Origin of the sequence: Streptomyces sp. NBC_01551, from assembly GCF_026339935.1 — a bacterium.
GTDB lineage: Bacteria > Actinomycetota > Actinomycetes > Streptomycetales > Streptomycetaceae > Streptomyces.
Window position 1 is genome coordinate 175,342 of record NZ_JAPEPX010000001.1, and the last position, 24,680, is coordinate 200,021.

The following is a 24,680-nucleotide window of genomic DNA, read 5'->3' on the forward strand; positions in this document are numbered from 1 at the left end:
CTGACACCGGGCCCTCCCGGTGGGCGCGGCGTTGCCCCGCGGGGTGCGCCGCGCCCGCCCCTCCCTTTTGCCTCACATCCGAATTCCCGCATCACCTCAGAGGACGACCCTGATGACCACCACCGAACAGCCCGCACCCGCCCGGCAGGTCATGCCGGCCGAGGAGCGGTACGCCGCCGAACTGGCCTTCCTCGCCGCCCAGGACACCGGGCCGCGGCCGCCCGGCTGGGCGCTGACCCCGCGCGCCGTCGTCACCTTCGTCTGCGGCAGCGACGGCGCCGAACTGGCCCTGCCGGGGCGCCGCGCGGGGCTGCCGGCCAAGCTGGTGATCGCCCCGAAGTTCGTCGGCGAGCGGGCGCTGGTGGAGCGCTGCGTGGTCACCCTCGCGGGTGAGCGCGGGCTGCTCCTGACCGGCGAGCCCGGTACCGCCAAGTCCATGCTCTCCGAGCTGCTGTCGGCCGCCGTCTGCGGGACCAGCGCGCTGACCGTGCAGGGCACCGCCGGCACCACGGAGGACGCCTTCCGCTACGGCTGGAACTACGCGCTGCTGCTGGCCCAGGGGCCGAGTTCGGGCGCGCTGGTCGACTCTCCGGTGCTCTCCGCGATGCGAACGGGCCGGGTGGCGCGCGTCGAGGAGATCACCCGCTGTCTGCCGGAGGTGCAGGACGCGCTGGTGTCGATCCTGTCCGACCGGCGGGTGAGCGTGCCCGAGCTGACCGCCACCGAGGACGCGGTGGTGTCCGCCGCCCCCGGTTTCACGGTCATCGCCACCGCCAACCTGCGCGACCGCGGGGTCTCGGAGATGTCCGCCGCGCTGAAGCGGCGGTTCAACTTCGAGACGGTCGCGCCGATCGCCGACGCGGACGCGGAGGCCACGCTGATCCGCCGGCAGGCGGTCGCGGCGGTGCAGCGGGCCGGGGCGTCGTTCGGGGTGGACGACGCGGTGCTGGACGCGCTCGTCACGGTCTTCCGGGACCTGCGGTCCGGGCGCTCCGCCGAGGGCTGGGACGTGGAGCGGCCGGGCACGGTGATGTCCACCGCCGAGGCGGTGCAGGTGGCCGCGTCGCTGGGGGTCGCGGCCGCGTACCTGCCGGGCGGGGACGTGCTGGACCTGCTGCCGGGGCATCTGCTGGGTGTCGTACGCAAGGACGACCCGGCCGACCACGGGCGGCTGCTGGGGTACTGGGACGGCCCGGTGCGGCGCCGCGCGGAGGACGGTTCGGCGATGTGGCGGCGGCTGTGGGACCTGCGCGGGAGCCTTCGGTGACGGAGCTGATCGATCCGCGGCCCGCGGTGGACGCGCTGGCCGCGAGCCGCGAGCCGTACCTGCTGGGGGTGCGGCACCACAGCCCCGCGCTGGCGGCGGTCGTTCCGGCGCTGCTGGACGAGGCGGGGGCGGAGGTCGTCTGCGTGGAGCTGCCGGCCGACTTCCAGCCGTGGCTGGAGCACCTGGCGGACCCGGAGACGGTGGCGCCGGTGGCGCTGGCCGGGGCCGGGGCGCAGGGCCGGCTGGCCTTCTACCCGTTCGCGGACTTCTCCCCCGAGCTGGCGGCGATCCGCTGGGCGCGGGAGCGCGGGGCGGAGGTCGTGTGCTGCGACCTGCCGCTCGGCGATGCGGGGTGGACGGCGCCGGGCGGGGCCGAGGCCCCGGTCCCGGGGCGGCGGCCGTTCTCGGACGCCCTGTCCGCGTCCGGGACGGGGCGCGACGGTGACGACCTGTGGGACCGCGCGGTGGAGGTGCTCGCCCCGGGCTGCTCCCCGGAGGCGGTCCGGCGCGCCGCGCTGGGCGTCGGATGGGGGCTGCGCGCGGACGCGCCCGTCCCCGCCACCGACCTGGCCCGCGAGGCCCGCATGCGCGAGGTCATCGCCGGCGCCGCGTCCGGCGGCCGCCGCGTGGCCGCCGTCATCGGCGCCTTCCACGCCCCTGCCCTCCTCGCGGCGGTTCCCGCCGCCGGCGCTTCGCCGCCGGGCCGGCCGTGCCGGCCCCGCGCGACGCCGGCCCCGACGCCGGCCCCGGCGCGGGACCGGCTCCGGGCAGGCCCGCTCCCGGGAACCCCGGCGCGGACACCGCCGGTACCGGCGGCGGTGACGTCGTGACGTCGCTCGTCGCGTACGCGTACGAGTTGCTCGACTCGCGGTCCGGGTATCCCGCCGGGATTCGGGATCCGCTCTGGCAGCAGGCCGTGCTGGAGGCCGGTGGGGTGCCGGAGCGGGTGCGGGATGCCGCGTCCGTCGCCATCGTCGGGGTGTGCCGGGAGTTGCGCCGGGTCGGGCACGTCGCCGGGACCGGGGAGGCGGCCGAGATGCTGCGGGTCGCCTGTGACCTGGCCGGGCTTCGGGCGCTGCCGGCTCCCGGGCGCGGGGAGCTGCTGGAGGCCGTGAGCACCGTGCTCGGCCAGGGGCAGCCGCAGGCCCGCGCGCTGGAGGCGGTGCTCGTCGGGACCGGCCGCGGCCGGGTCAGCCCGCACGCCCCGCGGTCCGGGCTCGGGCCCTCCGTCGAGGCCGAACTGGCGGAGCTGAGGCTGCCGTCCCCGCAGGAGCCCGCGTCCCGGGAGGTCCGGCTCGACCCGCTGCGCTCGCCCCTCGACGCCCGTCGCGAGGTCATGCTGCAACGGCTGCTGGTCTGCGGGGCCTCCTACGGGGAGCAGCTGTCCGTGGCGGCCACCGGCGACGGCGCCGCCCTCGGCACCAAGTGGCGGCTGTCCTGGACGCCGTCCGTGCCCGCGCGCCTCGATCTGGCGGGGGTCCGCGGCGTCAACGCCGCCCAGGCGGCCGCCGGGACGCTGCGTGACATCGCACGCCGGGCCACCGCGGAGGGCGGCCCGACGCCCGCGCAGATCCTGGCCGGGCTGGGCGCCGCCGCGCGGTGTGACCTGCCCGAACTGGTCGACGTACGACTGGACGAGGCGGCGGCCGTGCTGCCCGAGACCGCCGGCCTGCCCGAACTCCTCGAAGCGCTCGCGCTGCTGGAAGGCCTGCGGCGCGGGCACTTCCCCGGTACGTCCGCCGGGGCCCGGGCGGCCGCCGCCGAGCTGACCGGCGAGCTCCTGGAGGCGGCGGTACGGGCCCTGCCCGGCCTGGCCGGCAGTGACGACCCCGCCGACGCGGGCGCCCTGGTGGCCTTCGCCGACCGGGCCGCGGGCCGGCACCTGGGGCTCCGGATCGACTCCGCCCTGGCGGAACTGGCCGACAGCGCGTCCCCGCTGATGCAGGGCGCGGCCCTGGCCGTACGGGTGCTCCTGGACCTGGATCCCGCCGCCGGACTCGGGGGCCGCGCCGCCGGCTGGATCGACGGCGCCGTCACGCCCGAGAGCCGGCGCGCCCTGGCCCGTCGCCTCGGCGGCCTGCTCACCGCCGCGGGCCCCCTGCTCCAGTCCTCCCCGGCGGCGCTCACCCCGCTGCTGGACCGCGTGGACAGCCTCGCCGACCAGGCGTTCCTGGACCGGCTCCCGGCCCTGCGCGGCGGCTTCGACGTACTGGCTCCGGCGGCCCGCGGGCGGCTGCTGGACACCGTCACCGAGCGGCTCGGCGACCGGATCGACGTGTCGCTGGAGGCACCGCCCGCGCTGCTCGCCCTGTGGGCGGCGGCGGACGCGGCCGGACGCGCGGCGCTCAAGGCCCTGCCGCTGCCCGCCCCGGACACGGAGGCCGATACGGAAGCGCAGGCGGATGCGGTCGCCGACGCGCCGGCCGGGGCTGCCCGCGGCCCCGTTCCGACGGATCGCCGGCTGGCTCCGGCCGACCGGTGGCGGCTGTTGCTCGGCCGCCAGCGCGACCGGCTTCCGGCCGACGCGCGCCGCTACGCCCGCGCGCTCGACGAGTTGTACGGCGCCGGGCGCGGCGAGGGTGCCTCCGATGTCGAGGGCGGCACGGGCCCGGGCGGCGGCCAGGACCCCTCCTTCCCGACGGCCCGCGAGTGGTCGGCGGAGCTGGAGGCGCTGTTCGGCGCGGACGTACGGGAGGAGGTGCTGGCCGACGCGGCCGGCACGGGGCGCACGGACGTGCTGGCCCAGCTCGACCCGGCGCTGGTGCGTCCCTCGGTGGAGCTGCTGACCTCGGTCCTGTCGCTGGCCGGGGGCATGCCGGAGGCGCAACTCGCCCGGCTGCGCCCGCTGGTCAAGCGGCTGGTGGACGAGCTGGCCAGGGAGCTGGCGACCCGGCTGCGGCCGGCGCTGTCGGGCATCGCCACCCCGCGCCCGACCCGCCGGCCCGGCGGCCGGCTCGACCTGGCCCGGACCCTGCGGGCCAACCTCGCGCACACCCGGCGGCTGGACGACGGCCGGGTGGTGGTCGTGCCGGAGCGCCCGGTGTTCAGCACGCGGGCGAGCCGGGAGGCCGACTGGCGGCTGATCCTGGTCGTGGACGTCTCCGGCTCGATGGAGGCCTCCGTCATCTGGTCGGCGCTGACGGCCGCCGTGCTGGGCGGGGTGCCGACCCTGTCCACGCACTTCCTCGCCTTCTCCACGCAGGTGGTGGACCTCACCGACCGGGTCGAGGACCCGCTGTCGCTGCTGCTGGAGGTCCGGGTCGGCGGCGGTACGCACATCGCGGCGGGTCTCGCGCACGCCCGTTCGCTGATCACCGTGCCGAGCCGGACGCTGGTCGTGGTGGTCAGCGACTTCGAGGAGGGCGCGCCGCTCGGCGGGCTGCTCGGCGAGGTCCGCGCGCTCGCCTCCAGCGGCGCCCACCTGCTGGGCTGCGCCGCGCTCGACGACGCGGGCACGCCGCGGTACTCGGTGCCGGTGGCGCGGCAGCTCGTCGCGGCCGGGATGCCGGTGGCCGCGCTCAGTCCCCTCGCCCTCGCCCGCTGGGTGGGCGAACGCCTTCGTGGAGAATCCAATTGAGCACCACCGACGAGTCGAACACGTTTCCCCTGCCGGCCATCGCCCCCGAGGTGTTCGCCGAGGCGGTGGAGAACCTGAGCGCGCGGCTGCGCAAGAAGCTCGACGCCGCGATCGAGGGCTGTGCCGGCGCCGCCGGTGCCGGTACCGGTACCGTCCGGGACGCTGACGGGAGCGTCAGTTTCCGGTTCGGCGAGGACGCCGTGGTGACGCTCCGGCCCGGGCCGTCGGGCGCGGTCACGGAGGCGGAACAGGCCGTCTGCACCTGCCTGCTGGCGCCACGCTGCCTGCACCGGGCGGCGCTTCTGGGGGCGGCGCCGATCGCCGATGCCGATGCTCTGGCCGAGCGGGACGGGGATGCGCTGGCCGAGCCGGGCGCGAACGCCGAACCGGTATCCGCCCAGGGCCGGCAGCAGCCGGACCGGGACCCCGAGGCAGGCACAAGCGCCGAAGCGGACGCGGGCGCCTGGACGGTGTCCGCGCATGGCGCGAACGCGGCCGCGGGCGCCACGGCGGCCGCGGGCGGCCAGGCAGGCGCGGGCGCCGAAGCAGGCACGGGCGCCGGGCCGGTGTCCGCGCGGGGCACGAAGGCGGCCGCGGGCGCCGAGGAGGGCGCGGGCGCCAGGCGGGGTGGTGGTGGCGGGGCTGGAGTGGGAGGCGAGGCCGGGCGCGGCCTCGTCGTTCAGCGGGGCGGACGGACCGAGGTGGCGGGGGGTGGGGACGGGCAGGGGCTTACCGCCGCGCAGGCGCGGGCGGCCGGGGCGCTGTGGGAGGCGGCTGCCGAGGCGCTGGCTGCGGGGGTCACCGCCGGTGGCGCCGTCGTTCAGGCCGAGTTGCTCCGGGCCGCGCACACCGCGCGGATCGCCGGGCTGCCGCGCGCCGAGGCCGCCGCCCTGCGGGTGGTACGGGGTCTGCGCGCCGCCCGCGACCGCAGCGCCGCCCAGCGGCTCTCGGAGCTCACCACGGCCTTCCGCGAGCTGCTGTACACCGCCGGGCTGCTGGCCTCCGGCGCGGCGGACGCCGGCCTGGTCGGCACCGTCCGCCGCGCCTACGAGGCGGGCGGGAGCCTGCGCGTGTACGGGCTGTGCCGCGAGCCGGTGTTGTCCGCCACCGGGTACGGCGGTGTGGTCACGCACCTGCTGGGCCCGGACGGCGCGCGCTACTCCGTGTCCGACGTCCGCCCCGGCGGCCTGGCCCGCGCCCGGGGCGCCGGCTCCGCCTCCGTGGCGCTCGGCGGGGCGGTGCTCGACCACGCCGGGCTCGCGCGCGGCGGCCTGCGCGTCGTCGGCGCGACCGTCTCCCCCGAAGGGCGGCTCGGGGCCGGGCGCGGGGTGCGGGCGACCCCGGTGGGCGGGGTGGGCTGGGGCGAGGGGCCGACGGCGGCGCTGTTCTCCCGGCCGGCGGCCGAGGCGGTGGCCGCGATGCCCGCCGAGGACGCCGAGCCGGGTCTGCTGGGCTGCGACGTCCGGGTGGTCGGGGCATCCGGCGACCACGTCCTGGTCCGCGAGCTGACCCCGGGCGCGCCGCTGTTGCGGCTGGCGCCCGCCCATCCGCATCCGGAGCTGCCGCACGCGGCCAACCTGCGCCGGATCGCCGGTCGTCCGGGGCTGGAGCTGCGGGTGCTGGGGCGCCCCGACCTGGACCGGGCCGCGACGTTGCGGCCGCTGGCGGTGGGCGCCGTACCCGGGGCGCGGTACACGCTGCGGCTGCCGCCCGAGTGGCTCGGCCGGGCGGACCTCGGCTACGACCGGCTCCAGGGCGTGCACTTCCCAGGTGATGCCGAAGGCCTCGTACCAGAGGTGCCGGCGTCCGCGGTCGCGCCGGCGAGCGGTCCGGATCCGCTGGCCGACTCCCCGTTGTGGCGGGTACGGCGGCTGCTGGAGACGGGAGTCGCGGGCGGCCGGCGAGCGGTCGCCGAGGCCGCGCGCGGCGCGGAGCCGCTCGCTCTCGCCGGGCCGTTGCGGCGGTCCGGGTTCGGCTCGGCGGCGGAGCTGGCCGCCGCGCTCACCGCGGAGGCGGACCGGCGGCCCCGCGACGCCTTCGGCCGGCTCGCGGACGCGTCGGCCGAGCGGTACGCCTGGGCGTGGCTGGCGGCGGCCGCCCATCTCGCGGCGGCGGAGCGGTCGTTGGTGGCGGCGTCCTGGGCGTGATCCCGGGCATGCCCCCGGTGTGACCCCGGCCCTCGGGGCGGCGCCGCCCTTCCGGCGGTTGGATGTCCGGATATGGGTAGTCTTCCCGGGTCGGAGTGCGGAGTCTGCTCGGGGTGGGGTCATGGGACGTCAGATACGTGTACGGGGCGGCGCGCTGGCGGTGGCGCTGGTGCTGGGCCTGTCCGGGTGCGCCGGCTCCGGCGGCGGCGCGGACGGCAAGGGGGACGGCAAGGCCGACGGCAAACCGGGCGGGCAGGCGAGCGGGAAGGCGTCCGCGCCGACCTCGGCCCCTCCGGCGGCCGGCGGCAAGCCGGCCGCCGGGGACGTGCTGCCCGGCATGGTCACCGCCGCCGAGGCGCGCACCCGGCTGGCCGGGCTGAAGGTGGCCAAGGCGGGCACCATGGTCGGCTACAGCCGGGACAAGTTCACGCACTGGGCCGAGCAGGGCAACAAGTGCGACACCCGCGAGGTCGTCCTCAAGCGGGACGGTTCCGGAGTCAAGCAGGACGCCGAGTGCCGTGCCGTGTCGGGCAGTTGGAAGAGCCTGTACGACGGGGCGGCGCTGGGCGACGCGGGGAAGCTGGACATCGACCACATGGTGCCGCTCGCGGAGGCCTGGCGCTCCGGCGCCGCCGGCTGGGACGCCGCCCGGCGCAAGGCCTTCGCGAACGACCTGACCCACCCGCAGCTGCTGGCCGTGTCGGCGTCGTCCAACCGCTCGAAGGGCGACCAGAGCCCGGACCTGTGGCAGCCGACGGACAAGAGCAGCTGGTGCCAGTACGGGCGGGCCTGGACCACCGTGAAGTCCGACTACGGCCTGACCGTCACCGAACCGGAGAAAGCCATGCTGACCACCATGATCGACACGTGCGCCCGGTGAACGCGCCCCAGGAGTGGCGGGACGAGGTCCTGGCCGGGCCGGGCGGCGCGATGACCGACGAGGTCGGAGTCATCACCGGACCGCTCACGCTCCGTACCGTCGCCGGACCGGACGGCAAGGTCCGCTTCGAGGTCCAGTACACCGACGCGGACGAGTGGTACACGCTCAGCGGCAGCCCGCTCCCGCACGGTGATCCGCACACGCTCCACCGGGCCACGCTGGCCGCGATCCGAGCGGGGAACGGGGCCCAGGCACCGGCCGCTCCCGCCTGATCCCGGGCGCGACGGCCGGCGCGGAGCCCGTGCGGAGGAAGTGCGGGAACGGTGCGCGGCCGGCGCGGGGACGGTGCCGTCGCGGCGGCCGTCCGCCACGTCCGGCGGGAAACCGCTGGTCAGCGGGCACGGCAGCTGACAGACTGAAACGGCTTGATCACCCCAGGAGGACAAAATGGCTGACGAAACAGACACCCCGCAGGACGAGTCGCCGGCCGACGCGGCCAAGCGCAAGTTCCGGGAGGCGCTGGATCGCAACGCGGCGAACGCCCACGCGCAGCAGGCCCACCAGAACCGGGCCAAGGTGCAGGGCTCCAGCAGCGGCGCCGGCGGCAAGAACAAGAAGGTCCGCCGCAAGACCGGCTGACCCTCGCCCTCACCGTCGAGGAGCTCAGTCTCGCCGTCCCGACGGCGGGACCGGGCGACTCCGCCCGGCCCGGCCCATCGGCCTGGTCGGCGTCGTTCCCGGGCTCCCCACACCTCCGCGCCGATCATCGAGGGTGACGGCGACCGCGCGATCCCCGCCGGGCGGCCCACCTCCAGGTTCGGCGTGACCATCGCCGCCGTGACCTCGGACCACCCCGACGACAGGGGGGCGCCTCCGGCGCATGGGGGGCGAGTTGTTGGGCCGCACGGGTGACGGGCGATAACCATGAGTCGTGGTGGCAGTTGACCAGCATGTCCCGCCGGGGAACGACTCATGCGACAGAAGGATTCTCAGAGATGCTGAAGAAGTTCATGACCTCCGCCGCGATCACCGCCACCGCCCTGGGCGCGGGCGCCTTCGCCGCCTCCCCGGCGATGGCGATCGGCAACGACAACGGCGTCAACACGATCAACGGCAACCACTCCTCGCAGATCTACGGCAACCAGGAGACCGAGGGCGCCATGAGCCCGCAGCTCAACGTGGTCCAGGGCTCCCTGAACAAGCCCTGCATCGGTCTGCCGTTGAAGGTGAACGCGCAGGGGCTGCTCGGCGCCGTCCCGATCAACGTCCAGGACATCAACGTCCTGTCGAACCCGCAGAACCAGCAGTGCACCGAGAACTCCACCCAGGCCAAGGGCGACGAGCCCCTGTCGCACATCCTGGACAACATCCCGGTACTCTCCGGCAACCTCTCCGCCGGCAGCTGATCCGTTTCCTCCGGTCCGGCGTGACGACCTTCGTCGTCACGCCGGACCGGCGTTTTGCGGCGGGTGCCAGGCTCCCGGAGCGCGAGCGGAGCAAAGGATTCATTTGGTCTAGACCTTGACAGGTCCAGACCACCTTCGGTTCAGTGGCCGTAGTCGCCGCCCCCACGGCAACTCCCCCCACCGAAGGAGCAGTTACGTGATACGTGCGCTACGCCGCCGTGCCCTCTCCCTGGCCGCCGCCGCTGCCGTCACCCTCGGCCTCGCGATCGCCCTCCCCGCCTCGTCCGCCGCGGCCGCCCCGGCCTGCGTCGGCGCCTGGGCCTCCTCGGCCGTCTACACCAACGGCATGACCGCCTCGTACGGCGGCCACAACTGGCAGGCCAAGTGGTGGACGCAGGGCGAGACGCCCGGCACCACCGGCCAGTGGGGCGTCTGGTCGGACCAGGGTGCCTGCGGTGGGGGCGGTGGCCAGGACCCGGACCCGGGCAACCCCTCCGGATTCGTGGTCAGCGAAGCCCAGTTCAACCAGATGTTCCCGAACCGGAACTCCTTCTACACCTACAACGGCCTGGTCGCCGCGCTGTCGGCGTACCCCGGCTTCGCCAACACCGGCGACGACACCGTCAAGCGCCGGGAGGCCGCCGCCTTCCTAGCGAACGTCTCGCACGAGACGGGCGGGCTGGTGTACATCGTCGAGCAGAACACGGCCAACTACCCCCACTACTGCGACGCGACGCAGCCGTACGGCTGTCCGGCGGGACAGGCCGCCTACTACGGCCGCGGCCCGATCCAGCTGAGCTGGAACTTCAACTACAAGGCCGCCGGCGACGCCCTCGGCATCAACCTGCTCGCCAACCCCTACCTCGTCGAGCAGGACCCGGCCGTCGCCATGAAGACGGCGCTCTGGTACTGGAACACCCAGAACGGCCCGGGCACGATGACCGCGCACGCGGCGATGGTCAACGGCGCGGGCTTCGGCGAGACGATCCGCTCCATCAACGGCTCCCTGGAGTGCAACGGCGGCAACCCCGGCCAGGTCCAGAGCCGCGTCTCGAAGTACCAGAGCTTCACACAGCTGCTCGGTGTGACGCCGGGGAACAACCTCAGCTGCTGATCCGACCGCCGGGGGCCGTCGCCCTCGCCGCCGACGATGACCAGGGTGCCGCGCGGGACGACCGCGCGGCGCGGGTCGGCGAGGGCGGCGACCCCCGGCCGCGAAGGGCTCCGACGTCGAAGGGCTCCGGCCGCGAAGGGCTCCGGCCTTTGACGGGCCTCAGCCCGTGCGGAGCGCGGTGGCCAGCTGGGCCCGGGAGCGGACGTCGAGTTTCTGGTAGATCCGGGTCAGCCGGGACTCCACCGTCTTGACGCTGAGGAACAGCTTGGCCGCCGCCTCCTGGTTGCTGGCGCCCTGGCTGACGAGGAGCGCGAGCTTCGTCTCGGCCTCGGTCAGCGCCGCCACCCCGGGATGGTGGGCCGCGGCGGCCTCGGGCGCGGTCTCGCGTGCCAGGTCCAGCCAGGGTTTCGCGCCGGCCCGGTCGAACACCTCGGCGGCCGCCCGCAGCGCGGCGCGTGCCGGGGCGCGGCGGCGCCGGCGCCGCTCCACCCGGGCGAGCGCGAGCAGGGTGCGGCCGCGTTCCAACGGGAGCCCGAACGCCTCGAACCGCAGCGCGGTGGCCTCCAGCAGGGCCACGGCCGCCTCCGCGTCGCCGAGCGCCGACAGACACAGGCCCTGGGCACGGTCGAGGGCGGCCAGGACGGTGGTACGGCCGAGCGCTTCGGCCGTCGTACGGACTCCGTCGATCAGGCGGGCCGCCTCGTCGGGGGCGTCGGCGGCGACGAGGGCCTCGGCGAGCTCCCCGTGCCAGCGCAGCACGGACGGGTCCACCACCTGCTGGGCGTCCTCCAGTTCCGCCACCCGGCGCAGGGTGGCGACCGCCTTCGCGGCCTCCCCCGTGGCCAGCTCGACCAGGCCCAGGGCGTACAGGCTCCGGGAGAGGAACACCTGGTCCTGTTCCTCCTCGGAGGCCTGGATGCCGCGCCGGGCGTATCCGGCGGCCCGGGCGAAACTGCCGCCCAGCGCCTCGGCGGTGGCGGCGCAGTACCAGGCGGGGCCGGGCGAGAGGCCCGCCTCGATGGTCAGCTCCAGGGCGTGGCGGGCGTGCGTGGTCCCGGCGGCGCACCGGCCGCCGCGCAGCTCGACCTCGGTGAGGCTGCGCAGCACCTCGAAGACGTCCTCGGCGGAGCCGGTGCGCCGGACGGCGGGCAGCAGCACTAGCAGCTGGCGGCGGGCGTCGCCGAGCCGGTCGTCGAAGAGGGCGTGGCGGACGGCGAGGTACTGGGGTGCGTTGCGCATGCCGAGCGGCACCTCGGGGGCGGGCAGGGCGAGCGCCTCGGCGAGGATCTCCTCGGCGTCCCGGTCGCCGAGGATGCGGCCCATCCGGGCCCGTACGGTCAGGGCCATGGCCTCGGCGACCTGGTCCCCGCCGGTGGCGGCGAGGGCCCCGGCGGCGGCCGCCGCGTCGCGGGAGCGGACGGGGTCGCCGTCGCTGAGGTTGTGCTTCCAGGCCACCCGGAGCTGGACGGCGGCCTGCAGCGAGGGGTCTCCGGCTGCGTCGGCCATGGCGTGGGCGAAGGTCTCGTCGAGGTCGGCGAGGGCCTGCCCGGCGGCGTCGATCACGGCGAGCCGGGCCCGTACCCGGTCGGCGGGCGAGGCGTCGCGGGCCAGCACGGCGCGGGTGGCTCGGCGGGCGAGGTCGGCGCGGCCGGCCCAGCCGGCGTCCTCGGCGGCGGCGACGAGCCGGGCGAGTTCGTCCCCGGACAGGCGCAGCGGCGTGCGCTCGGCGGCGAGCAGGCCGAGTTCGGCGGCGAGGGCGCGCTGGCCGCGGCGCCGGCAGGCCGCGGCGGCCTCGGTGATCTCGGCGGCGAGCCACTCGTCGGGGGTGTCCACGGCCAGCGCGCGGTGCCGCACGGCCTGGACGGGGTCGTCCACGGCGGTGGCCAGCGCCGCGTGGGCGGCGGCGCGTTCGGGCCAGCCGGCGTCGGCGGCGAGGGCGGTCGGCAGGGCCCCGGCGGTGAACCGGACCGCGCCGTCCTCTCCCACGGTGACCAGCGCGGCCCGTTCCGCCTCCGCGAGCTCGGCTTCGGCGTCGGGACGGCCGGCCCTGCGCAGCAGCGCCGTGGTGGGGCGGGCCGCGAGGGCGGCGAGCAGCAGGGTGCGGCGGGTCTGGGCGGGGGCTGGGGCGAGCAGCCGGCGGGCGACCTCGCGGGCCTGCCCGGAGACGGGCAGGGTGTCGGCGTGGTGGGCGCCGCCGTCGCGGGCCCCGGCGGCTTCGGCGAGGGAGCGCCCGAGGGCGAGTGCGAGCCGGGGGTTTCCGCCGCTGGCCTGGTGGATGCGGCCGGCGAGGCGGGCGGGCAGGCCGTGTCGGACGAGCAGTTCGGCGATCTCCTCGGCGCCGAGCGGGGGCACTCGGATCACGGGGGTGCCGGGGCCGCAGAGGGGTTCGGCGACGGGGGCGCCGCCCTGGACGCATTCGGCCACGAGGACCCGTACGCGGGGCGGGGTGAGGCGCAGGGCGAACCGGAGCAGATCGGTGCTCTCGGCGTCGAGCCACTGGGCGTTGTCGAGGACGATCAGCACGGGGGTGCGGGCGGCGAGGGTGCGCAGGACCTCGACGAGGGCGAGGCGCGGGGCGACGTGGTCGCGGCCGGCGCGGGGCTCGTCCGCCTCGCGGCGCAGCAGGGCGATGGCGGTGCGCTGCGGTCCGGCCAGGCGCTCCAGCGCGGTGCGCGGGACGGCGGAGAGCAGGGAGGCGGCCGCGGCCTCGGGTATCCACTGGTCGGCGGCCTCGGGGGCGAGCCGGAGCACCGTTTCGTGGCGCTCGGCGGCGGCCGCGACGGCGCGGACCACCTCGGTCTTGCCCGCGCCCGCGGGTCCGGTGAGGATGGCCCGGCCGTGCGTGGTCAGCGCACGGTCGACCGCCTCGATGATGTCGCCCTGTCCGACGGTCGTGTCAGCGTTCCCCGTCGCCGCCACCACGCACAGCCACCAGCCTCTCGGTCCCCAGCTCCTGTGCCTTTCCTGTGAGAGGCGACAATACGAGGTCGGGGGGCGAGTGGACCCTGATTGTGACGCAGAATTCAGTCGGATGCCGGGAAAGCCCGGCGGGCCTGCCGCTACGAGGTGTATCGGCAGGCCCGCGGACTCGGTTGGTCCGTACTATCGGCCCGTCAGTTCGGCCCGGCAGTACGGCGGCCTGGTGTCAGAAGCTGAGGCTCCAGGAGTCGATCTTTCCGGTGTCGCCGCCCGCGTTGTCGTTCACGCGGAGCTTCCAGGTGCCGTTCGCGGCCTCGGAGGAGGCGTTGACGGTGTAGACCTGGTTGATGTTGGCGGTGCTGCCGCCGGCCCGGTTGTGGACGGTGTAGACCGTGCCGTCGGGGGCCACCAGGTCGACCTTGAGGTCGCCGATGTAGCTGTGGACGATGTTCACGCCGACCTTGAGGGTGGCCGGCGCGTTGCCGGTGACACCGCTGACGGTGATCGGGCTCTCCACGGTGGTGTTGTCACCGATGGCGAAGTCCGTGGTGTTCTCGAAGCTGCCGGCGGGCGGGGTCGTCGACGTCACGGCGGCGACGGCCGCGGCCGCGTCGGCGAGACCGGCGCCGCAGCCACCGGTGCAGGTACCGGCCAGCGGGCGGGCGCTGGACTTGATCGCCGACTCGATCTGGGCCGGGGTCAGCGAGCTCTTCGCCGACTTCAGCAGGGCGGCGAGACCCGCGACGTGCGGGGCGGCCATGCTGGTGCCCTGGTACGGCTTGTAGGTCTCGGCACCGGGGGTGGTGGTGCCGGCGTTCAGGGTGGAGAGGATCGCGTTCTCGGGGGTGGTGACGGTGCCGGGCGTGTCCGTGGCGCGGCGGGTCTCACCGCCCGGGGCGGCGATGTCGATGATCGTGCCGAAGTTGGAGTAGTACGAGCGGTCGCCGGCGCGGTTGGTCGACGCCACGTTGATCACGTTGTTGCAGCTGGCGGGCGAGAAGCCGGACGCGTTCGCGTTGCTGTTGCCGGCGGCGACGACGACGGTCGTACCGCGGGCGACGGCGGCGTTGATGGCGTTCTGGTAGCTGGTGCCGCAGGCGCCCGAGCCGCCGAGGCTCATGTTGATGACCTTGGCCGGGGTGGCGTTGGCCGGCACGCCCGCGACGGAGCCGCCGGAGGCCCAGGTGATGGCGTCGACGATGTCCGAGGTGGCACCGCCGCACTTGCCGAGCACGCGGACGGGCTGGATCTTCGCGCCGTACGCGATGCCGGCGACGCCCTTGGAGTTGTTGGTGGCCGCGGCGATGGTGCCCGCGACGTGGGTGCCGTGCCAGGAGGAGGTGCTGGCCTTGGAGCCGACACCGCACTCGCCGTCGGTGGCGTTCCAGTCGCCCTCGTCGGCGGGGTTGGCGTCACGGCCGTTGCCGTCGCGGGCCTCGGAGGAGGTCGAGATGAAGTCGTAGCCGGCGACGATGTTCGGGGCGACGTCCGAGTGGGCGACGTAGCCGGTGTCGATCACGGCGACGGTGACGCCGGAGCCGGTGGTCTTGTCCCAGGCGGCCGGAACGTTCATGCCGGCGGTGGGCTCGAAGAGGTCCCACTGCTTGGCGTACTCGGTGTCGTTCGGAGTGACGGCCATGGCGTAGGCGCGGGAGTCCGGCTCGACGTAGGCGACGTCCGGGTCGGCGCGGAACTGGGCCATCACGTTCGCCGCGTCGGCCGGGGCGGTCGCACCACCCAGGTTGACGAGGGCGGCTCCGGTACCGAGGCGGCGGTCGAACTTCGCCTTCTTGCCGGCCTTCTTGCCCTTGGCGGTGGCGTCGTCGGCGGCCGCGGTGTTGGAACTGGCCTCCGTGGCGGAGGACTTGTACCCGACGATGAGGTTCTCGACCGGCGCGTTGCCGGCGGGGACCGCGGCGGCCGGGGCCGGGGCGGGTGCCGGCTGGGTCAGGGCCACCGAAGCGGTGGCGGAACCGGCGAGGAGGGTGACGGACATGGCCACCACGGATATGAGCCGACGTCTCGATGCGTGCACGGTGTTCCCTTCGCCGGCCGGTTCCGGGCAGGCCGGAGCGGCCGGTCTGAGCTGTGTGGGAGGTGAACCGGCGGCCGCGGAGCCTGGCGCGGGGTGGTCAATCCCGCGCCGGCACCGCCGCGCGCCGCGTTGCCCGGCCGCGACGGCGGGGCTGGGCAACGGCGGTTACCGGCGATCCGCCCGGCCACTCGGCTTCACACCATGTGGGGTTGGTGCGGGGGCACGCGGGGCGGGGGAAGATCGCCGGTGGGCAGACAGTAGGCAACGCGGGGATGAACCCGATACGGGGAAAACCCTTGTCGAGCCCCTACGGCACCCCCCACGCGGGGGGTGCGGGCCCTGAGCAGGGGCTATGCGGGCGGGTTGAGCTTGCGGAAGTAGGTCCAGCTGGTCTCGTTCGGCTCGGCCCACTTCTGCGGGGCGTGCGCGAACTCGGGGTGGTGCGCGGCGACGTACGCGCGGGTCCGCTCGGGGACCTCCTCGTAGGAGCCGAGCTTGCGGCCCCGGCAGTGGAAGGTGAGCCCGCCCGGCCGCGCGCCCTGTTCCATCCAGGGCAGCCAGGGGGACATCCGGGTCCACGACAGGGAGGCGGGGACGCCGGGCGCGTCGGTGGTGAGCACCGAGGCGGGTGCGTAGAACTGGAAGAGCTCCAGCGCCCGGTACGTGTCGTCGCCCGAATTGGCCGGATAGTCCGCGACGGGCAGCGGCGAGGGGTAGGCGAGCGGGATCTCCAGGCTGAAGCAGACCTGGTCGCCGAGGTGCGTCATGGGGACGGGGAAGGGCCGCCACCGCTGGTTCGCGGGGTCGTTCCAGACGTGGACCACCTGCTTGCCCCGCCAGGTCTCCAGGATCTCGCGGCTGCCGGGGTCGAGGTAGAACGCGGCCTCCCGGCTGAGGAACCGGTACGCGTCGGGTCCGGCGCCCTCGTCCTCGTCGGGGACGAGCCGTGCGACGTTGACCCCCTCGAAGCCGAAGAGCCGCTCGTACGGCTCGCCCGGCGCCCAGGAGTAGACGTCACCGGTCCACCAGCAGGTCACCTCGCTCCCGTCCAGTGAGGCGCGGGTGCGGGCGAAGGCCTGGAAGAGTTCCGTGGGTGTCATACCGCGTACTCTGCGTGATCTCCGTCGGGGACGGCAAGCGTCGGCCCGGCCAACCGGGCCGGTGCGGGGCGGAGTTCGAGGAGCGGCGGACGGCGCGGGCAAGGCCGGTTCGAGACGTTCGGCGCACCGGGTTCTGGGCAGTCGTTCCCGGCATCCGGATCCCAGGTTGACGGGCATGGCGGACACCGGCAACCGTGACCGCCATGGGGAATGAACACCGACTGCTGACACTGGTCGTCTGCCTGGTCCTGGGCGGCGGGCTGGTCGCCGCCGTGCTCGGGGCCTCGCGGGTGGCCGGGTCGCGGTCGCACGCCTCGGCCGGGTCCGGGACCGCAGTGGAGTACGTGGACATACGTGACGTACCGCCCGGGCCCGGCGAGCCGCGCCCCATCGGGCCCGACGCCTCGACGGGCACGGTGACGGTGGAGTGCGGCCGCAACGAGGAGGGCCACTACAACGAGGACAACCTGGTGGTCTCGCCGGGTCTGAAGGCCGGCGCCCACCACACGCACGCGTACGTGGGGAACCTGTCCACGGACGCCCTGTCCACCGACGCCACGCTGGACACCGCAGCCACGAGCTGCCGCGGGGGCGACCGGTCCACGTACTACTGGCCCGTGCTGCGCCGTACGGACCGGCCGGGCAGCGGGGCGCACGAGAGTTCCGCCGGGCACGGCAACGCGGGCGCGATCCTGCCCGAGACCGCGGTGAGCGTGGAGTTCCGGGGCAACCCGGCCGGCAAGGTGGTGCCGATGCCGCGGTTCCTGCGCGGGATGACCGGGGACGCGGTGGCGTACACCGCGGGCGCCGACGCCGACGTCCGGGCCCGCTGGGGCTGTTCGGGCTCCCCCGACCGCTCGACGACCCGCTACCCGCGCTGCCCGGCGGGCGAGCGCGTGACCCGCACCCTGGTCTTCCCCAGCTGCTGGAACGGGCTGGACACGGCCGGCGCGGGACACCGCTCGCACCTGGCGTTCCCCGGCACGGGCGGGATCTGCCCGAAGGACACCTTCCCCGTGCCCGAACTGCGGCTGTCCCTCGCGTACGAGGTGCCGCGGGGCGCGCCGCTCGCGATGGACTCCTTCCCGGAGCAGCGGCACAGCCCGAAGACGGACCACGCGATGTTCGTGAACGTGATGACCGACCGGCAGATGCGGGGGGTCGTCGACTGCCTCAACGAGGGCCGCCGCTGCCGGATCTGACGGCGCGCGGCGGGAGTGACGTACATCACGTGAACCGGTTCCGGGCGGGTGGCGTGTTCTGTCCGCACCACGGAACGCGAGGAAGACGGAGAGGGTGAGATGGCCGGACCACTGTGGCCCCGCACTCGGCGGGGCTCGACCGATGAAGCACTGATCAGGTCGGTGTACGAGGAGCACGGCCATGCCCTGCTCGCGTACGCCACCCGGCTGACCGGGGACCGTGCCGCGGCCGAGGATGTCGTCCAGGAGACGCTCATCCGGGCCTGGCGGCACTCCGAGGTACTGGTGAACGGGAAGGGCTCGGTGCGCGGCTGGCTGCTCACGGTGGCCCGCAACATCATCACGGACCGGTACCGCGCCAAGGCCGCCCGGCCGGCGGAGGTCTCGGGCTCCGCGGCCACTCCCCCGGTGGAGGCGGACCACGCGGACGCGGTGGTGGACACCATGACCGTGCTCGGGGCGCTCGACCAGCTGTCACCGGAACACCGGGACGTGCTGACGGAGTTGTACTACCGCCAGCTGAGCGTGACCGAGGCGGCCGACCGCCTCGGCATTCCGGCGGGCACGGTCAAATCGCGCTCGCACTACGCGCTCAAGGCCTTGCGCGAGGTCTTCCAGAACAGCGGCGGCAGGGACGACAGACGAAGGGGCAGGCCGCCGCAGAAGCCGGCAGGACTGCGGGAGGTGGTGGCATGAACCGGCAGCGGCACGAGGAGGAGCTGCTCGGACCATACGTTCTCGGCGTCCTCGACGACGAGGAGGTCCGCCGGCTCGAGGAACACATGACCGGCTGCGTGAGGTGCCGGGAGGAGGTGACGGCGTTGCGCGAGATGGAGGCGGTGCTCGGCGAGGTGCCCGAGGAGGCGTTCCTGGACGGACCGCCGCAGGGCGGCGATCTGCTGCTCCAGCGCACGCTGAGGCAGGTGCGGGCCGAGAAGACGTCCGCGCGGCGCCGCGGCGGCGGCCTGGTGGGACTGGCGGCGGCGGCAGCGCTGGCCGCCGTGTTCTGGGCGGGCACGCAGCTGGGCACGGACGACGGGCGCAGCGTGGCGCAGACTCCCCCGCCGTCCCCGACGGTGTCGGCGGCGCCGACCCCGGTGCCGGGGACCAAGGTGGCCTCCGCGACCGACAACGTCACGGGCGCGCGGGCGACCGTCCAGGTGACGCCCGCCGCGAAGTGGGTGCGGGTGCACGCCGCGGTGACCGGGGTGCCGCCGGGTGAGCGGTGCCGGCTGGTCGTGATCTCCAAGGACGGCAAGCGGACCAGCGCGGGCAGCTGGGTCGTGGGCAGCCAGGAGAACGGCGAGGGCAAGGGCGCCGCCCTGGACGGCTCGGCGGCGGTCGACCCGGCCGACGTCAAGGAGGTCCTGGTCGAGAACGAGGCCGGCACCAAGTTCGTCTCCGTACGGGTGTAGCGGACGTGACAGGGCCCGGGAGCATGTCCAGCTCCCGGGCCCCTGCTTGCCACCCAATTGCGCACACCGGCGGCGTTTAAGAGTCGCGGATCATTCTCATACCGACGTGTTCTGCCTTTGAACTACCGCGCCACGAGAGAGGCGCAGAGGGGACTTGAACCCCCATCCGTCGGTGGCCGTCCGCGCTCGGTCGATCCGGTGATCGGCGGCGAATACTGAGACTGGAGCGAGAGTCTGAGATTGAAAGGGCTGACACCCCTTTTTCAGCTTCAACATCAGTTTCAGCTTGCGCTTTCGCGCCACCCCCTGCTCCCAGGGGGCGATCGTGGGGCTACCGGAACAGGTAGCCGAACACCGCGTCCCCGACCCGCTGGTCGGTGACCTCGGCGCCGTTCGCCTCCTCGCGGGCGAACTTGACGGCCTGCTGGAGCTTCTCGACGCGGTCCAGCAGCTCGTTGACCCGGCGGGCGGGAAGTGCCCCCGAGAACTTCACCGTCGTCCAGTATCCGACGGCGACGTCCTCGTAGTACACCTCGACCTGGGCCGGGTGCTTCTCCGTGGCCTCGGCCTTGACGTGGTTGCGCGGCACCTTCTTGGTGCGGATGGTGCGCACCGGATCCGTCTTCCAGGCGTCCGTGGACGGGTCGAGGTTCCAGGACTCGGAGGCGTCCAGGACGGGCAGCTTGCGTACGAAGGTGTGCAGGTCGGTGAGCTGCTTCTCCAGGAAGAGCAGGTACGGGACCGGCACCTGCGCGAGCAGCGTGTTCCCGTCGACGACGACGTCGGCGGCCGCCGTGCGGTTCGCCCAGTCCTTGGTCGCCGTCACGTCGAACAGCCGCGTCAGCGTGGTCGCCGTCGCGCGCAGCACGTCCTCCGCCTGGACCTGGACCCGGGTGGATTCGGGCGGCAGCTGCTCGCCCTCCTCGTCCTTGGGCTGGTACGTCCGCGAGATGCCGGCCAGCAGGGCGGGCTTCTGGACGTCGTGGTGAGCCTGGGTCAGCTCCTGGAGGGACTTGGACTTGACGCCCTTTTCGACTGCGATGATCTGATTCAGCTTCGGCACGTGACGAACCTATCCGCTCCGGTACGCAGGCACATTCGATTTTCCGGGGGCCGTCAGGACAGCCGGACGGGGAGGGTCATCGGTGGGCTCCGAGGGCGGGGGTGGGGGTGTAGGACACCGGCAGTTCGCCGAGGCCGCGCAGCCAGGGCGAGGGGCGCCGCTTCAGCTCGTCGGCGGGCACCGCGAGGTCGACGTCGGGGAGCCGGTCGAGGAGCACCTCGATGCCGGTGCGGGCGATGACCTCGGCGATCTCCTGGGCCGGGAAGGGGCAGCGGTGTTCGCCGTGCCCGAAGGAGAAGAAGGCGCTGTTGCCGCCGGTGAGGGCGCCCGCGTCGGTGCGCACCTGGGGGTCGGAGTTGGCGGCGGCCAGGCCGAGCAGCACCAGGTCGCCGCGGCCGATGCGGCGACCGCCGAGGTGGGTGTCACGGGAGGCCCAGCGGCCGGCCACGTTCTGGGTGGGGGTGTCCTCCCAGAGGACCTCGTTCATGGCCTCGCCGACGCTGTGCCGGCCGCCCGCGAGGGAGGCCGCGAACCGGTCGTCGGTGAGCATGAGGCGCAGCGAGTTGCCGATCCAGTCGGCGGTGGGCTGGTGGCCGGCGGCCAGCATCACCATCAGGTCCTGGGCGATCTCGTCGACGGTGAGCCCGGTGCCGGCGGCGAGCATCCGGGAGGCGACGTCGGGGCCGGGCTCGGCCCGCTTGGCGGCGAGCAGCCCGTACATCGACTCGGCGACGTGGCGCTGGCCGTCCAGGGCGCCCTCCCGCCCGTTGACCATGTCGTTCATGGCGGTGACCAGGCCGGGGCCCTGCTCGTCGGAGAAGCCGTAGATCCGGGCGAGGACGCGCAGCGGCAGCAGCATCGCGTACTCGGCGACGATGTCACAGGCCCCCTTGCCGCACAGGGCGTCGATCAGCTCGTCGGCGAACCGCTCGGCGTGGCCCTTGAGTTCGAAGGGATCCACGGACTCCAGGGCATCGCAGATGAGCCCGGCCCGCTGCCGGTGGCGTTCGCCGACGGTGTAGAGGACCGACTTCTGCTCGCGGCTGATCACGGGGAGCAGGGGCCAGTCGGCCGGGATGCGGTCCCACTGGTTCCACAGGGCCGAGTCGCGGGAGAACAGCACGGGGTCGCCGGTGACCTGGTGCAGTTCGCGGTAGCCGAGGACCAGCCAGGCGGGCACGTCGCCGTCGAGGACGACGGGCGCGACGGCGCCGTGGTCGCGCCGCATCTCCCGGTACAGCTCGGCGGGTTCGGTCTGGAACCGGGGGCCGCCGAGGTAGACGGGCGGGGCTTCGTGGTCGGCGGGCGTGGTCACGGGGCGGGCTCCGGGGTCGGTGGCACGAGGTGCGCTTGGAGGTGCTGGACGAGGGAGATCAGGACGTCCTTGGCGGACGCGCGCGAGCGGGCGTCGCAGAACACCAGCGGGACGTTCTCGGGCAGGTCGAGGGCCTGGCGGACCTGCTCGGCGGTGTGGGCGGGGCCGCCGAAGTCGTTGCAGGCCACGATGAAGGGCGTGCCGTGGTGTTCGAGCCGGTCGATGGCGTACCAGGAGTCGGCGAGCCGGCGGGTGTCGACGAGGACGACCGCGCCGAGGGTGCCGGAGAACAGCCGGTCCCACAGGAACCAGAACCGCTCCTGACCCGGGGCGCCGAACAGGTAGAGGACGTTGTGCGCGTCGAGGGTGATGCGGCCGAAGTCGAAGGCGACGGTGGTCGCGGTCTTCGTCGCGACACCGGCGGTGTCGTCGACGGCCTCGCCGGCCTGGGTCATGGTCTCTTCGGTGTTCAGCGGGCGGATCTCGCTGACGGAGCGGACCATGGTCGTCTTGCCGACGCCGAAACCACCCACGATGACGATCTTCAGCCCGTTGTCGGCGGTGCTCCGCAGCGCCGGGGTCCGGCGCCGGTCGTCGTCGGGCCGGTCTGCGCCCTGGTCAGAGATCGCGGAGTCCAACGAGCACCTGCTCCAGGATGGCGGGATCGGGAAGTCGGTACGAGGGGTACGCCGAGCCGGGTTCCGTGCGGGGTCCTCTGCCGGGAGCCGTGCGCGGGTGGCGGGCGCTGATGCGGCCGGTGCCGAGCAGGTCGTCGAGGAGGATCCGGACGATCGACACCGGCAGTTCCAGCTCGGCGGCGATCTCCACGACCGCGGTCGGGAACCGGCACATCCGCAGGATCGCCGCGTGCTCCGACTGCATGCCCGCCACCGGGTCGCACTCGGCGACGATCAGGGTGACCAGGTCGAACGCGTCGGAGCCGGAGCGGCTGCGGCCCCCGGTGAGGGTGTACAGCCGGTCCGGGGAGTCGTCCCGGCCCGGCCTCTTGCGGCTCAACCCCGTGGCCTGGCGATCAGATGCTCGCTCAGCTGCTCCACCAGTTCGGACATGTTGTGACCGACGAGCCCGGCGTCCGCGTCGTCGGCGGCGACCAGCGCGAGGTGCGCGCCCTCACCGGCTTCGACGATGAACAGGATTCCGCCGTGGAACTCGGCCATCGCGGAGCGGACGCCGCCGGTGCCGTCGCCGAACTCGATGGACGCGCCGTGCGACAGGCTCTGGATGCCGGCGGCTATCGCGGCGAGCTGGTCGGCCTGGTCAACGGAGAGCTCGGGGGTGCGGCACAGCTTGAGGCCGTCCCGGGAGAGGACGAGGGCGTGCCGGGCGCCGGGGGTGCGTTCCAGGAGGCCTTCCAGGAGCCAGTTGAGCGTCTCGTCGGTGGTGGTGCCGGTCATTTTTCCGTTTCGCCTTCCGGGTGCGGGGGGTTCGAGGGCTGCGTCGGCGCGGCCGCGGCGCGTACGGCCTGGCGGAAGCTGCCGAAGCGGGCGGCCGAGCGGGACGCTCCGCCAGGCGGGGGCGCGGTACGGGGCGCGGCGTCGGGCCCCTCGGGGTGAGCGGCGGCCAGCGTCCGCCCCCGCCGCCGCTGCGGCAGCCCGCCGGGGCCGGTCGCCGGCTCCTCGCCGCCGGGGCGCGCGCCCGGGCCGTCCTCTCCCCGGGACTCGACGCCGCGCGCCGCCACCGCGGCGGGGCCCACCGGGTCGGCCGGAGTGCCGTGGGCAGCCTCGGGCTCGGCGGCGTCGGCCGTCGTCCGGGCCGGGGCGCGGCCCTCGGCAGACGCCGGGCCGGCGGCGGGCGGAAGGTCGATCGGGAGGGGGGCCACCGGCGGATCCGACGGCGTGCGGCTGAGGAGGTCGTGCGGGAGGAGCATCAGGGCGCCCGTGCCGCCGCGGGCGGAGGGGCGGAAGGAGACGGTGAGGCCGTGCTTGCGGGCGAGGCGGCCGACGACGGCGAGGCCGAGGCGGGTTCCGGAGAGCCCGGCGAGGTCGAGGGACTCGGCGGTCACGGCGCGTTCGGCGCGCCGCAGCTGCACGTCGCTCATCACCAGCCCGCTGTCCTCGACGGTGATGACGATCCCGGCCGGCACCTCCTCCACGTACACGTGGACCTCGGCGGTCGGCGGGGAGAAGTTCGCGGCGTTGTCGAGGAGTTCGGCCAGCGCGTGCATGACGCCCTCGGCGGCGTGCCCGGCGACGGCGGCGTCGCTGGTGGAGTGCAGCCGGACCCGCTGGTAGGCGCCGATCCGGCCCATGGCGCCGCGCAGGATGGACTCCATGACGATCGGCTTCGCCCAGCGGCGGCCCGAGCGGGCTCCGGTGAGGACGGCGATGGAGTCGGCCATGCGCCCGGCCTGGGCGGTGCGGTGGTCGAGGTGGAGCAGGTCCCCGAGGACGTCCTCGTCGGCGTGCCGGTGCTCCATCTCGCGCAGGTCGGCCAGCATGCCGGTGGCGAGCGCCTGCATCCGCCCGGCCGTGTTGGCGGCGGCGGCCATCGCGGCGGCACGGCCGGACTCGGCGCGGCGCAGTTCCTCGCCGAGCCGCTCGCGGGTGGCGGCGTGGGCGGCGTTCGCGGCGCCGAGTTCGGCGGCGTGCGCGGAGGCACGGCGCGCCAGTTCGTCGGCGTGGATCCCGGTGAGCCGGTCGAGTTCGGCGGTGCGGGCGGCCGTCTCGGAGGTCAGCCGTGCGATCCGCGCCTCACCGTCGCCGATCCGGCGGCGGAGCACCCGGGCCGTCTGGGCCAGCCAGGTCACGGCGAAGGCGGCGACGCTGAGCAGCAGGGCGCCGGAGCCGGCGAACCAGGCCAGGGGAACCTGGACGGACGAGGGGGCCGCTGCCACCGCCGCCGTGCAGAACGCGCCCGAGGCCAGCGTGGTGACCAGCATGGCGAGGGCGGAGGGGCGAAGGGGGGAAGGCGACGCCGACATCAATCAAAGCCTCAAACCGGGGCGAAAATGGAAGAACGGGTTCCTGTGGCAACGAGGCCCAACTATAGGAGGCTCCCTGATCGTTTCGGCTAGCCCCTGGCTGAAATCTCCCCCTCCGCAGACCGGTTGCGCACGATCTGCGACCATTTCTGAGCGCCGCCCGTTCCGCCCACCGGACGCCGGAAGGAGTCGGCGCGCCGCCGACGACGCGGATGCGGAGCGATCACCACATTGCGGTCCATGACATCCTGTGACGTCACAACTCGCCGGACGGGATCGGCGGACGTCCGGGGAATGTG

19 protein-coding genes and 1 pseudogene are annotated in these 24,680 nt (G+C 74.6%); 11 read left to right on the top strand and 9 right to left on the bottom strand.

Features of this window, described 5'->3' with window-relative positions; translation table 11 throughout:
* The first annotated feature begins 112 nt into the window (after positions 1-112).
* From OG982_RS00630 to OG982_RS00665, 8 genes and pseudogenes are all read left to right on the top strand, one after another.
* A complete protein-coding gene (locus OG982_RS00630; protein ID WP_266790741.1) occupies positions 113-1,267 on the top strand; it encodes an AAA family ATPase in 1,155 nt (384 codons plus the stop codon).
* Positions 1,264-4,844 (top strand): annotated as a pseudogene (locus tag OG982_RS00635) (DUF5682 family protein). Before OG982_RS00630 ends, OG982_RS00635 begins: the two are co-directional and overlap by 4 nt.
* Positions 4,841-6,991, top strand: coding sequence for a hypothetical protein (locus OG982_RS00640; RefSeq protein WP_266790738.1), 2,151 nt, complete (start codon positions 4,841-4,843; stop codon positions 6,989-6,991). The pseudogene OG982_RS00635 and the gene OG982_RS00640 overlap by 4 nt, the downstream one beginning before the upstream one ends.
* A 121-nt stretch (positions 6,992-7,112) precedes the next feature.
* Positions 7,113-7,871 carry an HNH endonuclease family protein gene (locus tag OG982_RS00645; protein WP_266790736.1) on the top strand — a complete coding sequence of 253 codons (759 nt, stop codon included), beginning with the start codon at positions 7,113-7,115 and terminating at the stop codon, positions 7,869-7,871.
* 50 nt (positions 7,872-7,921) lie between these two features.
* The gene (locus OG982_RS00650; protein WP_266792307.1) at positions 7,922-8,143 is read left to right on the top strand and encodes a hypothetical protein; all 222 of its coding nucleotides are present in this window, start codon (positions 7,922-7,924) and stop codon (positions 8,141-8,143) included.
* Between the two features lie 175 nt (positions 8,144-8,318).
* The gene (locus OG982_RS00655) at positions 8,319-8,510 is read left to right on the top strand and encodes a DUF5302 domain-containing protein (protein WP_037796998.1); all 192 of its coding nucleotides are present in this window, start codon (positions 8,319-8,321) and stop codon (positions 8,508-8,510) included.
* Between the two features lie 356 nt (positions 8,511-8,866).
* Complete coding sequence (locus tag OG982_RS00660; protein ID WP_266790732.1) at positions 8,867-9,277, top strand: rodlin; 411 nt, start codon at positions 8,867-8,869, stop codon at positions 9,275-9,277.
* Positions 9,278-9,506: 229 nt separating this feature from the next.
* Positions 9,507-10,391 carry a glycoside hydrolase family 19 protein gene (locus tag OG982_RS00665; protein ID WP_266792306.1) on the top strand — a complete coding sequence of 295 codons (885 nt, stop codon included), beginning with the start codon at positions 9,507-9,509 and terminating at the stop codon, positions 10,389-10,391.
* 159 nt (positions 10,392-10,550) lie between these two features.
* On the opposite strand, the gene OG982_RS00670 is transcribed toward OG982_RS00665, so the two are convergent.
* The 3 genes from OG982_RS00670 to OG982_RS00680 form a co-directional block, all read right to left on the bottom strand.
* On the bottom strand, positions 10,551-13,313 hold the full coding sequence (locus tag OG982_RS00670; RefSeq protein ID WP_266790730.1) for a LuxR family transcriptional regulator: 2,763 nt from the start codon (positions 13,311-13,313) through the stop codon (positions 10,551-10,553).
* 223 nt (positions 13,314-13,536) lie between these two features.
* On the bottom strand, positions 13,537-15,306 hold the full coding sequence (locus OG982_RS00675) for a S8 family serine peptidase (RefSeq protein ID WP_266792305.1): 1,770 nt from the start codon (positions 15,304-15,306) through the stop codon (positions 13,537-13,539).
* 389 nt (positions 15,307-15,695) lie between these two features.
* Positions 15,696-16,445: a DUF1838 family protein gene (locus OG982_RS00680; protein ID WP_266790728.1), complete on the bottom strand. Its 750-nt coding sequence runs from the start codon at positions 16,443-16,445 to the stop codon at positions 15,696-15,698.
* A gap of 203 nt (positions 16,446-16,648) precedes the next feature.
* Here OG982_RS00680 and OG982_RS00685 point away from each other — a divergent pair, with 203 nt between their 5' ends.
* From OG982_RS00685 to OG982_RS00695, 3 genes are all read left to right on the top strand, one after another.
* A complete protein-coding gene (locus OG982_RS00685) occupies positions 16,649-17,647 on the top strand; it encodes a DUF1996 domain-containing protein (protein WP_266790726.1) in 999 nt (332 codons plus the stop codon).
* Positions 17,648-17,746: 99 nt separating this feature from the next.
* Positions 17,747-18,343: a sigma-70 family RNA polymerase sigma factor gene (locus OG982_RS00690; RefSeq protein ID WP_266790724.1), complete on the top strand. Its 597-nt coding sequence runs from the start codon at positions 17,747-17,749 to the stop codon at positions 18,341-18,343.
* The gene (locus tag OG982_RS00695) at positions 18,340-19,062 is read left to right on the top strand and encodes a zf-HC2 domain-containing protein (protein ID WP_266790722.1); all 723 of its coding nucleotides are present in this window, start codon (positions 18,340-18,342) and stop codon (positions 19,060-19,062) included. Before OG982_RS00690 ends, OG982_RS00695 begins: the two co-directional genes overlap by 4 nt.
* A 331-nt stretch (positions 19,063-19,393) precedes the next feature.
* On the opposite strand, the gene OG982_RS00700 is transcribed toward OG982_RS00695, so the two are convergent.
* From OG982_RS00700 to OG982_RS00725, 6 genes are all read right to left on the bottom strand, one after another.
* Positions 19,394-20,125 (bottom strand): hypothetical protein, encoded by a 732-nt coding sequence (locus OG982_RS00700; protein ID WP_266790720.1) that lies wholly within the window; start codon positions 20,123-20,125, stop codon positions 19,394-19,396.
* Between the two features lie 76 nt (positions 20,126-20,201).
* Complete coding sequence (locus OG982_RS00705; protein ID WP_266790718.1) at positions 20,202-21,440, bottom strand: cytochrome P450; 1,239 nt, start codon at positions 21,438-21,440, stop codon at positions 20,202-20,204.
* Positions 21,437-22,012, bottom strand: coding sequence for an ATP/GTP-binding protein (locus tag OG982_RS00710; protein ID WP_266792304.1), 576 nt, complete (start codon positions 22,010-22,012; stop codon positions 21,437-21,439). The genes OG982_RS00705 and OG982_RS00710 overlap by 4 nt, the downstream gene beginning before the upstream one ends.
* Before the next feature lie 46 nt (positions 22,013-22,058).
* On the bottom strand, positions 22,059-22,457 hold the full coding sequence (locus tag OG982_RS00715; RefSeq protein WP_266790717.1) for a DUF742 domain-containing protein: 399 nt from the start codon (positions 22,455-22,457) through the stop codon (positions 22,059-22,061).
* Positions 22,454-22,855, bottom strand: a complete 402-nt coding sequence (locus tag OG982_RS00720; RefSeq protein WP_266790716.1) for a roadblock/LC7 domain-containing protein — start codon at positions 22,853-22,855, stop codon at positions 22,454-22,456. The genes OG982_RS00715 and OG982_RS00720 overlap by 4 nt, the downstream gene beginning before the upstream one ends.
* Positions 22,852-24,381, bottom strand: a complete 1,530-nt coding sequence (locus tag OG982_RS00725; RefSeq protein WP_266790714.1) for a sensor histidine kinase KdpD — start codon at positions 24,379-24,381, stop codon at positions 22,852-22,854. Before OG982_RS00725 ends, OG982_RS00720 begins: the two co-directional genes overlap by 4 nt.
* Between the last annotated feature and the right edge of the window lie 299 nt (positions 24,382-24,680).